Source organism: Pantoea latae, from assembly GCF_002077695.1.
GTDB lineage: Bacteria > Pseudomonadota > Gammaproteobacteria > Enterobacterales > Enterobacteriaceae > Pantoea > Pantoea latae.
The window spans coordinates 199,784-212,344 of record NZ_MWUE01000022.1 but is presented as its reverse complement, the minus strand read 5'-3'; the positions used below and the strand labels follow the sequence as shown (position 1 = coordinate 212,344).

General features: G+C 61.8%; 11 protein-coding genes. 3 read left to right on the top strand and 8 right to left on the bottom strand.

What is annotated here, in order from left to right; genetic code table 11:
* Positions 1-27: 27 nt before the first annotated feature.
* The 5 genes from mglB to B2J69_RS14955 form a co-directional block, all read right to left on the bottom strand.
* On the bottom strand, positions 28-1,023 hold the full coding sequence (gene mglB / locus B2J69_RS14975; RefSeq protein WP_033750304.1) for a galactose/glucose ABC transporter substrate-binding protein MglB: 996 nt from the start codon (positions 1,021-1,023) through the stop codon (positions 28-30).
* A gap of 314 nt (positions 1,024-1,337) precedes the next feature.
* Positions 1,338-2,378 carry an HTH-type transcriptional regulator GalS gene (gene galS, locus B2J69_RS14970; RefSeq protein WP_081140511.1) on the bottom strand — a complete coding sequence of 347 codons (1,041 nt, stop codon included), beginning with the start codon at positions 2,376-2,378 and terminating at the stop codon, positions 1,338-1,340.
* 147 nt (positions 2,379-2,525) lie between these two features.
* A complete protein-coding gene (yeiB, locus tag B2J69_RS14965; protein ID WP_081140448.1) occupies positions 2,526-3,686 on the bottom strand; it encodes a DUF418 domain-containing protein YeiB in 1,161 nt (386 codons plus the stop codon).
* 80 nt (positions 3,687-3,766) lie between these two features.
* Positions 3,767-4,432 carry a GTP cyclohydrolase I FolE gene (gene folE / locus B2J69_RS14960; RefSeq protein WP_033750312.1) on the bottom strand — a complete coding sequence of 222 codons (666 nt, stop codon included), beginning with the start codon at positions 4,430-4,432 and terminating at the stop codon, positions 3,767-3,769.
* A gap of 125 nt (positions 4,433-4,557) precedes the next feature.
* Positions 4,558-5,685, bottom strand: coding sequence for a YbfB/YjiJ family MFS transporter (locus B2J69_RS14955; protein WP_081140447.1), 1,128 nt, complete (start codon positions 5,683-5,685; stop codon positions 4,558-4,560).
* Positions 5,686-5,790: 105 nt separating this feature from the next.
* Here B2J69_RS14955 and ptrR point away from each other — a divergent pair, with 105 nt between their 5' ends.
* The 3 genes from ptrR (at position 5,791) to fghA (ending at position 8,771) form a co-directional block, all read left to right on the top strand.
* A complete protein-coding gene (gene ptrR, locus B2J69_RS14950) occupies positions 5,791-6,702 on the top strand; it encodes a putrescine utilization regulator PtrR (RefSeq protein ID WP_081140446.1) in 912 nt (303 codons plus the stop codon).
* Positions 6,703-6,791: 89 nt separating this feature from the next.
* Entirely contained in the window at positions 6,792-7,916 is a 1,125-nt protein-coding gene (locus B2J69_RS14945; RefSeq protein ID WP_081140445.1) for an S-(hydroxymethyl)glutathione dehydrogenase/class III alcohol dehydrogenase, read from the top strand.
* Between the two features lie 12 nt (positions 7,917-7,928).
* On the top strand, positions 7,929-8,771 hold the full coding sequence (gene fghA / locus B2J69_RS14940) for an S-formylglutathione hydrolase (protein WP_081140444.1): 843 nt from the start codon (positions 7,929-7,931) through the stop codon (positions 8,769-8,771).
* A gap of 277 nt (positions 8,772-9,048) precedes the next feature.
* Here fghA and B2J69_RS14935 read toward each other — a convergent pair whose 3' ends face one another.
* The 3 genes from B2J69_RS14935 to B2J69_RS14925 all read right to left on the bottom strand — a co-directional run bounded on the left by B2J69_RS14935 (position 9,049) and on the right by B2J69_RS14925 (position 12,506).
* Positions 9,049-9,837, bottom strand: coding sequence for an ABC transporter ATP-binding protein (locus tag B2J69_RS14935; protein ID WP_081140443.1), 789 nt, complete (start codon positions 9,835-9,837; stop codon positions 9,049-9,051).
* Positions 9,834-10,892, bottom strand: coding sequence for a FecCD family ABC transporter permease (locus B2J69_RS14930; protein ID WP_081140442.1), 1,059 nt, complete (start codon positions 10,890-10,892; stop codon positions 9,834-9,836). The genes B2J69_RS14935 and B2J69_RS14930 overlap by 4 nt, the downstream gene beginning before the upstream one ends.
* Before the next feature lie 147 nt (positions 10,893-11,039).
* On the bottom strand, positions 11,040-12,506 hold the full coding sequence (locus tag B2J69_RS14925; protein ID WP_081140441.1) for an amino acid permease: 1,467 nt from the start codon (positions 12,504-12,506) through the stop codon (positions 11,040-11,042).
* Between the last annotated feature and the right edge of the window lie 55 nt (positions 12,507-12,561).

The following is a 12,561-nucleotide window of genomic DNA, read 5'->3' as shown; positions in this document are numbered from 1 at the left end:
GCGCGGCTCAGCCGCGCCCGGACAGGATTACTTCTGGAACTGAGACAGGTTCTCTTTATCAACCGGCACGTAAGGCACGCGGACGATTTTATCGGTGATCTTATAGCTGGTGCCTTCGGTCGCGGCTTTGCCGTCCGCCAGGTTTTTCGCCATATCCAGCGTCGCCTTCGCCTGGTTCTCCGCATCGTTCAGCACGGTGCCCGCCAGCGCGCCCGACTTCACCAGCGCCAGCGCTTCCGGCAGCGCATCGACGCCGAACACCGGAATCGAGGTCTTGTTGTGCGCCTTCAGCGCTTCAACCGCGCCCATCGCCATGGCGTCGTTGTTGGCGATCACCACTTCGATTTTGTTGGCGTTCGGGCCGGAGAGCCACGCGTCCATCTTGTCTTTGGCCTGCGCGGTATCCCACATCGCGGTATCCATCGCCAGCTGCTGCGTTTTAATGCCGTCCTGGTTCAGGGTATCGATGACGTATTTGGTACGCGCTTCGGCGTCCGGGTGGCCCGGCTCGCCTTTCAGCAGCACGAACTGGATCTGACCATCTTTGTTCAGGTCCCAGTTCGGCGAGGCTTTCCAGTGCTTCTCAATCAGTTTGCCCTGAATAATGCCGGACTCTTTGGAGTCGGTGCCGACATAGTAGGCTTTGTCGTAGCTGGCCAGCACTTTCGCGTTTGGCTCTTTGTTGAAGAACACCACCGGCACGTCATTGCCGCGCGCTTTGTCGATCACCACGGCCGCGGCCGCCGGATCCACCAGGTTGATCGCCAGCGCCTTCACGCCTTTGGCCATCAGCACGTCGATCTGGTCGTTCTGTTTGGACTGGTCGTTCTGCGAGTCATTCATCAGCAGCTGCACGCCGCCGAGGTTTTTCGCCTCTTTCTCGATGTCTTTGCGCACCATCGACATAAAGTTGTCGTCATACTTATAGATGGTCACGCCGATACGCGTGTCCGCTGCGTGTGCCGTTGCGCCGAACATCATGCTGGCAACCAAAGCTGTGAGCGTGAAAACCTTCTTATTCATGGTATCTCCGGTTTTTTGCAGGGTAGTACTGGCTCAGACGCGTCAGGCGCGCAGGAGCTTTCGGTAAAATATGATTCGGCGAGTCAACACAGGGCGAGTGCTATCACGCTACGCCGCTGAACCGCCGTCCAGAAACCTGACTTCCATGTGCGACAACGCATCCTGAAGATGTGATAAAGCTTTTCAACGGCTTGCTGAAACAGCGCCTGCTGCGGTGATAGCGGCGTTACATAATGTTTCAGTCCGGTAAGACGCTGCCATCATAGAGAGCGGCATGTTAATTAACTGTGAATACAATCACAGATTGAAAACGGTTACATGGCGCCATCGCCTGAATTAGTGACCGACTCCACATTTTGTCGCTGCGCCACGGAATGACGCCGCACCAGGGTCGGCATAAAGACGTGCTGGGCGCTGGCGTCCAGCTGGCCCGCCGCGCCGCTCAGCGCCAGCTCTGTCGCCAGTTTCGCCATGGAAACAATGGGATAGCGCACCGTTGTTAATTGAGGATCGGTGTAGCGCGACATGGGAATATCGTCGAAGCCGATAACAGAGAAATGCTGCGGCACCTGAATGCCGTTATCTTTCAGCGCGGTAAGCGCACCGGCCGCCATGCCGTCGTTATAGGCGAAAATAGCGCTGAGGTGCACGTTACGTCCCAGCAGCTCAACCATCGCCGCTTCGCCGCCCTGCATATCGGGTTCGGCGCTGGCGATCCAGCTCTCCTGCGGCCGAATGCCCTGCTCCGCCAGCGCCTGCTGCCAGCCGTCGCGCCGCTGCTGCACATCTTCGATCGGATGGCTGGAGCAGAGATAGCCGATGCGGCTGTGGCCCTGCTGCAGCAGCATGCGCGTCGCCATCAGCGAGCCCGCCACGTTGTCGAGGCTCACGCAGCGATGGGCGAAGCCCGGCACGATGCGGTTGACCACCACCATGCCCGGCACCTGCTGCATAAAATCCGCCAGCTCACGGTCTGAAAGCGTTTTCGCGTGCACCACCAGCGCATTGCAGCGCTGACGGATCAGCACCTCAATTGCATGGCGCTCTTTGTCTTCCTGATGCCAGGAGTTGCTGATCAACACATGTTTGTGCAGGCGCTGCGCCACGGTATCCACCGCTTTTACCAGTGCGCCAAAAAAGGGATCGGAGACGTCCATCACCACCACGCCGATGGTATCGCTCACCTGCGTCGCCAGCGCCTGCGCGTTGGCGTTAGGCCGGTAGCCGAGCGACTCCACGGCCTGCAGCACCGCATCGCGCGTGTCGGCGGTAACGGCGCTGCTGTTATTCAGCACGCGTGAGACGGTCGCCACCGACACGCCGGCCAGACGGGCAACATCACGAATCGTTATCATGCAGCTGTTCCACAGAGGAAAAAAAGGCATCACGCCAGGAAGTAAACCCGGCGCTATTCTGTCAGGCGCGGCAGGACGGCAGCGTGAAATACGTCACACTGATGAAAACGGTTACATACAATTATGCAACCTTTGTGATGAGCGTCATTATCTGGAGAGAGGCGACTGCGGCGGACGGCCCGCCGCCAGGCGCGTCAGGCGGCGCCACAGCCACTCCAGCGGACCCTGCGGAAAAAAGCGCAGCCAGATTACGGAGAAGAGAATATTGACCAGCCAGACAGCGGGCACGAATGCCAGCAGCTGCAGGCGATCGAAGCGCATAAAGAGGTCGAAGCGGTAGAACAGCGTGGTGCAGATCAGCGTCTGTAGCAGGTAGTTGCTCAGCGCCATGCGGCCGACGCACTGAATCGCCCGGCTGGCGCGCCAGCGGGCGAGCTGCGGCCAGTATGCCAGAATCAGCGCGGCATAGCCGAGGCTGATAAGCGGGCTGGCGAGATCGCGCGGCACCTGCAGGTAGAAAGCGCTCCAGCGAAACGACCAGTGCAGCATCCACTGCGTCGCTACCCCGAAAAGCGCGAGGGCATAGCCCGCCAGCAGCAGCAGCGCGGCGCAGCGGCGATAGTGCTGTTGGCTAAAGCCGCCGGTTAGCCAGCCGCAGCGCAGTAGCGCCGCGCCCATCATCATCAGCCCGGCCAGCTGCCAGCCGTACTGCGACGCCAGCGCCATCAGGCTGGACGCGAGGTGGTCGAGCCGGTTCTGTACCGCCTCCCAGCCGCCGGCCAGCTTCCAGAAGCGCTCATATTCGAGGTCGGCCGCGCCCGGCAGCCATGAGCGGGTCGGCTCCGGATCGGAGATCGAACCGAAAATCAGCAGCACGCCGCTGCCCATCAGGTAGAGCAGCGCGCCGGTTTTGAACAGGCCGCGCGTCGAGGGCGCGTCGCGCAGCATGCGCCAGACAATCAGGCCGACGATGGCGTAATCCAGCAGGATATCCCCTTCCCACATCGCCACGGCGTGAAACAGGCCGATCAGCGCCAGCAGCGTCAGCCGCGACGAGAGCCAGCGACTGCCGCGCGGCAGCTGCAGCTGCAGACCGGCGCCGAACAGCAGGGCAAACAGCGTCAGAAACTTCAGCTGCGCCAGCACATCGAGTACCGCCCAGCTCCAGACGTCACGGGCTGCAGGTTCGCCATGCCAGGCGGGATTAAGATAGGCGGCGGAAGGTAAGGCGAAACCGACGATATTGAGCAACAAAATGCCGAGGATGGCGCAGCCGCGAATAAAATCCAGCGCATGATAACGTTGCATATCGGTCCCTGTTAGCGTGGATCACCGCCGCCTGACAGCAGACGCAGGCGGCTCACCCTCATCGGCACATAATAGTAATATTAGATATGGCGCACCGCGCGCAGGAACTCCTGACGGGTGTTCTGGCTCGACTTAAACAGGCCACCCAGCGAGGTCGTGGTGGTGGCGCTGGTAGCGTCTTTCACGCCGCGCGCCTTCACGCAGTAGTGCACCGCGTCGATAGACACCGCGACGTTGTTGGTGCCGAGCAGGGTTTGCAGCGCCACCAGCACCTGCTGGGTCAGCCGCTCCTGCACCTGCGGACGCTGGGCGAAGAACTGCACGATACGGTTGATCTTCGACAGGCCGATCACCTTCTCTTTCGGAATATAGGCCACGGTGGCTTTGCCGTCGATAATCACAAAGTGGTGCTCGCAGGTGCTGGTCAGCGTGATATCGCGCACCGTCACCATCTCGTCCACTTTCATCTTGTTTTCGATGACGGTGATTTTCGGGAAATTGGCGTAGTCCAGACCGGAGAAGACCTCGTCCACATACATTTTGGCGATGCGATGCGGCGTCTCCATCAGGCTGTCATCCTCAAGATCCAGATTCAACAGCTGCATGACTTCGGTCATGTGGCCGGCGATCAGGCGCTTACGGGTTTCATCATCCATTTCACGCGTTGGCGCGCGTAACGGCGTCTCCAGGCCTCGCGCCAGCAGCGCTTCGTGGACCAGGATCGCTTCCTGACTCAGGGTGCTCATCGTACTCATCTCCGCAGGTGTAACGCCCGCCGGAGAGACCGACGGGTTCAATTCTGAGCGCGTATTGTGAAGCTTTCCGTTGGGGTAATCCAGTAATCAATCCAATCGGCGATGAAAGCTTTTCATCACGCGCGTCGCCAGACCAGCACTCCGCCAGCTGCCAGCCCCAGACCGGCGATCCCCAGCGCCGGCTCCAGCCGATGCAGCAGCCCGGTGGAGAGCGACGACAATACCGGCCCTACCAGCTGCCCGACGGCGTAGCCGGTGGTCAGCAGCCCCGCCATATAGCGCGTATGCTGCGGCGCCAGTTCGCGCGCGTAGGCCAGCGCTAGCTGCACCACGAGCAGAAAGCCGCCGCCCACCAGCAGCGCGCCGATCAGCAGGCCGCTAAAGCCCGGCAGCCACGCCGCCGCCGCCACGCCCAGCGCCTGCGCCCAGAGCACCAGCGCCAGCCGCTGGTTGTTGCTGGCGAGGCCGCGGGTCGCGATCCCCAGCGCGATGCCGACCATCGCCGCGCCGCCGAAAATCGGCCAGACGAACTGGGCGAACGCGCCATCGGGAAAGCGCGCTGCCGCCATCTGCGACAGAAAGGTGGCGGGCAGAATATAGCCGAAGCCCGCCAGGCTGTAGCTCAGCACCAGCCGCCGCAGGTTGGCGGTCAGCACCAGCGGCTGCGGCGTCTGATCGGGACGATGCAGATCGCCGACGCGGCGCGGCAGGTAGCGCGCAATAGCGGCGATGATCAGCAGCGCCAGCAGGCCGTAGGCGCCCCACGCCAGCGCGGCGGAGGTCTGCGACGCGTGCAGCTGCACCGCCAGCAGGCCGCTGATGAAAATGCCTGCGCCCGGCCCGGCGAACACCGCCGCCGACAGGCCGGGACGCCCATAATGATGCAGCTGCTCACTGCTCCAGGCGGCGATCAGCACCAGCGCCACGCCGCTCGCCCAGCCGATAAGAAAGCGCACCGCGCCGTGCAGCCAGGGGCCGCTGACGCAGGCGGAAAGCAGCGTCAGGATCACCGCGCCCCAGACGCCCAGCTGTAAACGCAGCTCGACGCGACGCCGCGCGCGCATTGCGTCAAAAGAGCCGCACAGGTAGCCAAGATAGTTGAGCGCCGCCACCAGGCTGGCGCTGGTCAGCCTCAGCTGGCCGTCATGTATCATCAGCGGCACTTGCGGCGTAAAGGCGAAACGCCCAATCCCCATCACCACCACCAGCGCCAGAAAGGCGCTAAGCGCCACGCGAAAAGCCATGTCCCTACCCCTGCGGTTTTATTATCACTTGCTTATAACATGCCAGCTTATTAAACTCACGAAAACTGAATAATTCATATCAAGTTGTTTACGAGAAGAGAATATATGGATCTTGTCCAGCTACGCATGTTCTGTTCCGTGGCCGAAACCGGTTCGCTGGCGCGCGCCGCGGAACAACTCCATCGCGTCCCCTCCAATCTCACCACGCGGCTGCGCCAGCTGGAAGAGGAGATCGGCGTCGACCTGTTTATCCGCGAGAAACAGCGCATCCGCCTGTCGCCGATGGGCCACAATTTTCTTAACTACGCCCAGCGCATTCTGACGTTGAGCGATGAGGCGCTAAGCATGGCGCGCGCGGGCGAACCCGCCGGCAATTTCGCGCTCGGCTCGATGGAGAGCACCGCCGCGACGCGCCTGCCGGGTCTGCTGGCCGCCTATCACCAGCGCTTCCCGAAGGTGGCGCTGTCGCTGATCACCAGCACCTCCGGCGAGATTATCGACAAGGTGCGCGAGGGCACGCTGGCCGCCGCGCTGGTTGACGGCCCGGCGCCCTATGACGATCTCAACGGCTGCATCGCCTTCCGCGAAACCCTGACGCTGATCACCAGCCTCGATCATGCGCCGGTGGAGAGCGCGCGCGACGCGCAAAACGACACCCTGTTTGCCTTTCGCAACAGCTGCTCCTACCGCGTGAAGCTGGAAGCCTGGTATCGCGACAGCGGCGTCGCTCCCGGCAGCGTGATGGAGATCCAGTCCTACCACGCGATGATGGCCTGCGTGGCGGGCGGCGCCGGCGTGGCGATGATCCCGGAGTCGGTGCTGAAGCAGATGCCGGAGCGCGCCCGCGTGCAGGCGCATCAGCTGCCAGCGGCTTATCGCGACACCGCCACCTGGCTGATGTGGCGACGCGACGCCTTTACCCCCAACGTCGAGGCGCTGAAATATTTGATTATCGACATGTTTGACGACCGTCCGCAGGATGACCAGCTGCTGCATCCGCTGCAGGTCGCCGACTGACTGCGCCATTTCGCGCTATTTTTATTGATATCACGACCCACGGACGCGACCGCACCGGCGCGTCCCCACCTGACTGCAAGAGGGATTGCATGAACATGATTAAAACCCGCGCCGCCGTTGCCTGGGCCGCTGGCGAACCGCTGAAAATCGAAGAGGTGGATTTGATGCCGCCGCAGAAAGGCGAAGTGCTGGTGCGTATCGTCGCCACCGGCGTGTGCCACACCGATGCCTATACCCTGTCGGGCAAAGATCCGGAAGGTGTGTTCCCGGCGATCCTCGGCCATGAAGGCGGCGGCGTGGTGGAAGCGGTCGGCGAAGGCGTCACCAGCGTCGAAGTGGGCGATCACGTCATCCCGCTTTACACGCCGGAGTGCGGCAAGTGCAAATTCTGCCTGTCAGGCAAGACCAACCTCTGCCAGGCGATCCGCGCGACCCAGGGCAAAGGCCTGATGCCGGACGGCACCACCCGCTTCTTTAAAGACGGCAAGCCGATTTTCCACTACATGGGCACCTCGACCTTCTCCGAGTACACCGTGGTGCCGGAAATTTCGCTGGCGAAAATCAGCAAAGAGGCACCGCTGGAAGAAGTCTGCCTGCTGGGCTGCGGCGTCACCACCGGCATGGGTGCGGTAATGAACACCGCCAAAGTGAAAGAAGGCGACACCGTGGCGATTTTCGGCCTCGGCGGCATCGGCCTGTCGGCGATTATCGGCGCGAAGATGGCGAAAGCGGGACGCATCATCGGCATCGACATCAACACCAGCAAGTTCGACCTGGCGCGCAAGCTGGGCGCCACCGATCTGGTGAACCCGAAAGATTATGAGAAGCCGATTCAGGAGGTTATCGTCGAGATGACCGACGGCGGCGTCGATTACTCCTTTGAATGTATCGGCAACGTCAACGTGATGCGCTCCGCGCTGGAGTGCTGCCACAAGGGCTGGGGCGAATCGGTGATTATCGGCGTGGCCGGCGCGGGCGAAGAGATCGCCACCCGTCCGTTCCAGCTGGTGACCGGTCGCGTCTGGCGCGGCTCCGCCTTCGGCGGCGTGAAGGGCCGCTCGCAGCTGCCGGGCATCGTGCAGGATTATCTGGACGGCAAGTTTGCCCTGAACGACTTTATTACCCACACCATGCCGCTGGAAGAGATCAATGAGGCCTTCGATCTGATGCATGAAGGGAAATCGATCCGTTCGGTGGTGCACTTTAACAAGTAATCGGGAGGCGTTATGGCATCCACGCTGGAACTGCTGGAAGAACACCGGATGTTCGGCGGCTGGCAGCAACGCTGGCGGCATCAGTCGGCCGTGCTCAACTGCCCGATGACCTTCAGCATCTTTTTGCCCCGTCCGCAAGGCGACACACCGCCGCCCGCGGTGTGGTTTCTCGCCGGGCTAACCTGCACCGATGAGAACTTCAGCACCAAAGCGGGCGCGCAGCGCGTCGCGGCAGAGCTGGGGCTGGTGCTGATTATGCCGGACACCAGCCCGCGCGGCGAGGCGGTCGCCAATGACGAGGCATACGATCTGGGCCAGGGCGCGGGGTTTTATCTCAACGCCACTCAGGCACCCTGGTCGGCGCACTATCGCATGTTCGACTACCTGAGCCAGGAGCTGCCCGCGCTGATCGCCGGCAACTTCAATATCAGCGATCGGCAGTCGATTATGGGGCATTCGATGGGCGGTCACGGCGCGCTGATGCTGGCGCTGCGTCTCGGCAACCGCTTTGCCTCGGCGTCGGCCTTTGCGCCGATCGTCAATCCATGCGAGGTGCCCTGGGGGCAGAAAGCGTTCAGCGCCTATCTGGGCGAGGATCGCGCGGCCTGGCGCGACTACGACAGCTGCGCGCTGATGCGTGAGGTGCAGTCGCGTCTGCCGATGCTAATCGATCAGGGCGACAGCGATCAGTTCCTGGCGGATCAGCTACAGCCGGAGCGGCTGGATGTGGTGGCGAAAGAGGTGGGGTTCCCGCTGACGCTGCGCGTGCAGCCGGGCTATGACCACAGCTACTACTTTATTGCGACCTTCGTTGAGGATCATCTGCGCTTCCATGCGCAGCACCTGCTGGTGTAGGTCGTTCAGGGCCGCGCTGCGGCCCTGAACGTTTGGCAAGGTGTGCAGCCGACAGGCATTGCGCACACGCGGTTGGCATGGCCCGATCGCAAAGACGCAAAAACGGCATCCCTGCCAGCTCGGCCCGCGCAGATACGCACCTCATCCCTGAGGTGCGCCCGTTAACGGGCTAACGCGCTGCGTTGTGCAAAAACGCTCCCGGCGTTTTTGTCCCTGTCGCGGGACGCTTTGCTCTTCGGGCCATGCCAACCACGTTCTCAACTCCGCTGCGCGCGGTTTAAACCAGTTCCGCGCCGACCAGCCCGTCAATCATCACCTGCGGCATGCCCTGCGAGCAGTGTTCGATGCGTCCTTTTACGCCGTAAACCTGCGCCAGCGTCTCTGGCGTAATCACCCGATCCGGCACGCCATCGGCTATCAGCGCGCCCTCTTTCAGCATCAGCGCATGGTGCGCATGGCGTAAGGCGATATTAATATCGTGCACCACCACCACGGTCACGATATTGCGCTGGGCGGTTTCGCGCCGCACCAGATCCATCACGTGGAACTGGTAGTTGAGATCCAGCGCGCTGAGCGGCTCATCCAGCAGCAGCAGCTCGGGACGACGGATCAGCGACTGCGCCAGGCCGACCAGCTGCTTCTGACCGCCCGAAAGCTGATCGAGATAGCGCATCGCCAGATGCGAAATGCCGAGCTGCTCCAGCAGATACATCACTTCCGCTTCGCTGGCGGCGCTATGCAAACCGCCGGAGGCGCGCTGCGCCACAATAATCGACTCCAGCACGTGCAGATGCACCCCCGCCGGCAGCGACTGCGGCAGATAAACCACGCGCTGGGCGCGACGGGCAAACGGCTGCTGCATCAGCTCTTCGCCGTTGAGCCACAGCTCGCCCTGCCCTTTATTCAGCCCGGCCAGCGCGCGCAGCAGCGTCGATTTACCGCAGCCGTTCGGCCCCAGCAGCACGGTGATCTTGCCGCGCGGCAGCTGCGCCACGCTGAGATCTTCAATCACCTTGCGTTTGGGGTAGCCCGCCGTAAAGTGTTTGAGCGTCAGTCCCTGATTCATACATTCCCCCGATGGCGCAAAATAATGCTCAGGAAGAACGGCACGCCGACCAGCGACGTCACAATGCCGACCGGAATAATCACGCCGGGGATCAGGTTCTTCGAGGCGACCGACGCCATAGAGAGCACCAGCGCGCCGGTCAGGGCGCTGGCGGGCAGATAGTAGCGATGATCTTCGCCGAAAATCATGCGGGCGATATGCGGCGCCACCAGTCCGATAAAGCCGATCGGCCCGACAAAGGCGACCGCCAGCGCAGAGAGAATGCTGATGCGCAGCAGCGTCGCCAGGCGCAGACGGCGCACGTCGATGCCGAAGCTCACCGCGCGATCTTCGCCGAGGCGCAGCGCGGTCAGCTTCCAGCTGCTGAGCAGCGAGAACGGCAGCAGCAGCGCGAACGCCGCGCTCAGCACGCCGAGCTTCTCCCAGGAGGCGCGCGCCAGGCTGCCCATGGTCCAGAACACCAGCCCCTGCAGCGTATCTTCGCTGGCGATAAACTGCATCATCGACACCAGCGCGTTAAAAGTGAACACCAGCGCGATGCCGAACAGCACCACGCCTGACGTGGAGACCCGCGTCCAGCGCGTCACGCCGTCGAGCATCAGCGCGGCGAACAGCGCAAACACAAAGGCGTTAGCGGAGATCAGCCACTGATCCGGCACGCCGGGAATGCCGATGCCGAGAATAATCGCCAGCGCCGCGCCAAAGGCCGCCGCCGAGGAGACGCCGAGGGTAAAGGGGCTGGCCAGCGGGTTGTTCAGGATGGTTTGCATCTCGGCGCCCGCCAGTCCGAGGCAGAAGCCGACCACCACCGCCATTAGCGCATAGGGCAAACGAATGTCCCAGACGATAACGCGCGTGCCGGCGTCAACCGTGGCGGGATGCAGCAGCGACTGCCACAGCGTCGGCAGCGAGAGCCCGGCCGGGCCAAGGGTAAAGTCAAGCACCAGCGAGGCGACAATCGCCAGCACCAGTACAGCGATCATCAGCATGCGGCGGCGCAATACCTGATGATAGCGGCCCATAGCGCCCTGCGCGGGCAGAGTTGAGTCCGTCATAAAATGCCTGTCTTAGGGGTTCGGTCGAAAACGCTGCCACAATAGAGCAGATGATAATAATTATCAATTCTTCAACTTAAACAAAACGGCACCCTAAATAAAAAAGCGCGGCCGGGGCCGCGCTTAAGGCGCTAACGCAGGTTAGCTTCACTCTTTATGCGTCGGAAATTCCATTTCGCTGTACTTCACGAAGCGAGTGCCGCGCGTCAGCTTGTAGCCCATCCAGATCAGCAGAAACAGCGGAATGCCGATATAGGTGGCGGCGACGCCGTACCAGTCGATGCTGTCGTTCAGGAAGGCCTGATAGTTCTGGCCCAGCGTAATGATCAGGCAGAGCACGAAGGCGAAGATCGGGCCAACGGGGAAAAAGCCTGAGCGGTACGGCAGATCCTCAAGGCTACGGCCCTGCTTGATATAGCCGCGACGAAAGCGATAGTGGCTGATGGCGATGCCCAGCCAGGCGATAAAACCGGTCATGCCCGAGGTGTTCAGCAGCCACAGATAGACCTCCTGATTGCCGAACTTCGAGGTCAGAAAGCAGAGGCCCGCCACCACGGTGGTCGCCAGCAGCGCGTTGCGCGGCACGCCGCCTTTCGACAGCCGGGCGAAGATGCGCGGCGCTTTGCCTTCGCTCGCCAGGTTATAGAGCATGCGCGTCGAGGCGTACATGCCGGAGTTGCCCGCTGACAGCACGGAAGTGAGGATCACCGCGTTCATCACCGCCGCCGCCGAGAGCAGGCCCGCATTCTGGAACACCAGGGTAAAGGGGCTGACGCTGATGTCGGTAACGTCGTTATGCAGCAGCTGCGGATCGGTGTAGGGCAGGATCAGGCTGATGATCAGGATAGCGAAGATATAGAACAGCAGAATACGCCAGAAGACCTGACGCACCGCGCGCGGAATGTTTTTCGCCGGATCTTCCGACTCGCCCGCCGCGATGCCGATCAGCTCGGTGCCCTGGAACGAAAAGCCAACGATCATCGCCACGCCTATCATGGCGGCAAATCCGCCCGCGAACGGCGCGTCGCCTACCTGCCAGTTATGCCAGCCGGCGTGCTCGCCGCCGCGCAGAATGCCGATAATCATCAGCACGCCGACCACGATAAAGATAATTACCGTCGCCACTTTAATCAGCGAGAACCAGTACTCCGCTTCGCCGAAGCCCTTTACCGAGATGACGTTGAGCAGGAACATCAGGCAGAGGAACAGCGCGCTCCAGATCCAGCCCGGCGTATCCGGGAACCAGTAGTTCATCACCAGCTGCGAGGCGACGAGATCCACGGCGATGGTTACCGCCCAGTTGTACCAGTAGTTCCAGCCCAGCGCGAAGCCAAAGCCCTCTTCGACATATTTTGCGCCGTAGGTGGCGAAAGAGCCGGAAACCGGCATAAAGGCTGCCAGCTCGCCGAGGCTGGTCATCAGGAAGTAGACCATCAGGCCGATCAGCGCGTAGGAGAGCAGCGCGCCGCCCGGTCCCGCCTGAGAGATGGTGGCGCCAGAGGCGACAAACAGGCCGGTGCCGATCGATCCGCCAATGGCGATCATCGTCAGGTGACGCGCCTTTAACTCGCGTCGTAACGCAGGTTGTTGTGTTGTATTTGTGTCGTTATGCATGTGTAAACACTAGGCTCGCTAAAAATGAGGCGCGATTGTAGCAATTCACCCTGCT

Excerpts from the sequence above, each read along its gene's own strand:
- mglB (WP_033750304.1), bottom strand. The coding sequence starts at position 1,023 with ATGAATAAGAAGGTTTTCACGCTCACAGCTTTGGTTGCCAGCATGATG.
- galS (WP_081140511.1), bottom strand. The coding sequence starts at position 2,378 with ATGATAACGATTCGTGATGTTGCCCGTCTGGCCGGCGTGTCGGTGGCG.
- yeiB (WP_081140448.1), bottom strand. The coding sequence starts at position 3,686 with ATGCAACGTTATCATGCGCTGGATTTTATTCGCGGCTGCGCCATCCTC.
- folE (WP_033750312.1), bottom strand. The coding sequence starts at position 4,432 with ATGAGCACCCTGAGTCAGGAAGCGATCCTGGTCCACGAAGCGCTGCTG.
- B2J69_RS14955 (WP_081140447.1), bottom strand. The coding sequence starts at position 5,685 with ATGGCTTTTCGCGTGGCGCTTAGCGCCTTTCTGGCGCTGGTGGTGGTG.
- ptrR (WP_081140446.1), top strand. The coding sequence starts at position 5,791 with ATGGATCTTGTCCAGCTACGCATGTTCTGTTCCGTGGCCGAAACCGGT.
- B2J69_RS14945 (WP_081140445.1), top strand. The coding sequence starts at position 6,792 with ATGAACATGATTAAAACCCGCGCCGCCGTTGCCTGGGCCGCTGGCGAA.
- fghA (WP_081140444.1), top strand. The coding sequence starts at position 7,929 with ATGGCATCCACGCTGGAACTGCTGGAAGAACACCGGATGTTCGGCGGC.
- B2J69_RS14935 (WP_081140443.1), bottom strand. The coding sequence starts at position 9,837 with ATGAATCAGGGACTGACGCTCAAACACTTTACGGCGGGCTACCCCAAA.
- B2J69_RS14930 (WP_081140442.1), bottom strand. The coding sequence starts at position 10,892 with ATGACGGACTCAACTCTGCCCGCGCAGGGCGCTATGGGCCGCTATCAT.
- B2J69_RS14925 (WP_081140441.1), bottom strand. The coding sequence starts at position 12,506 with ATGCATAACGACACAAATACAACACAACAACCTGCGTTACGACGCGAG.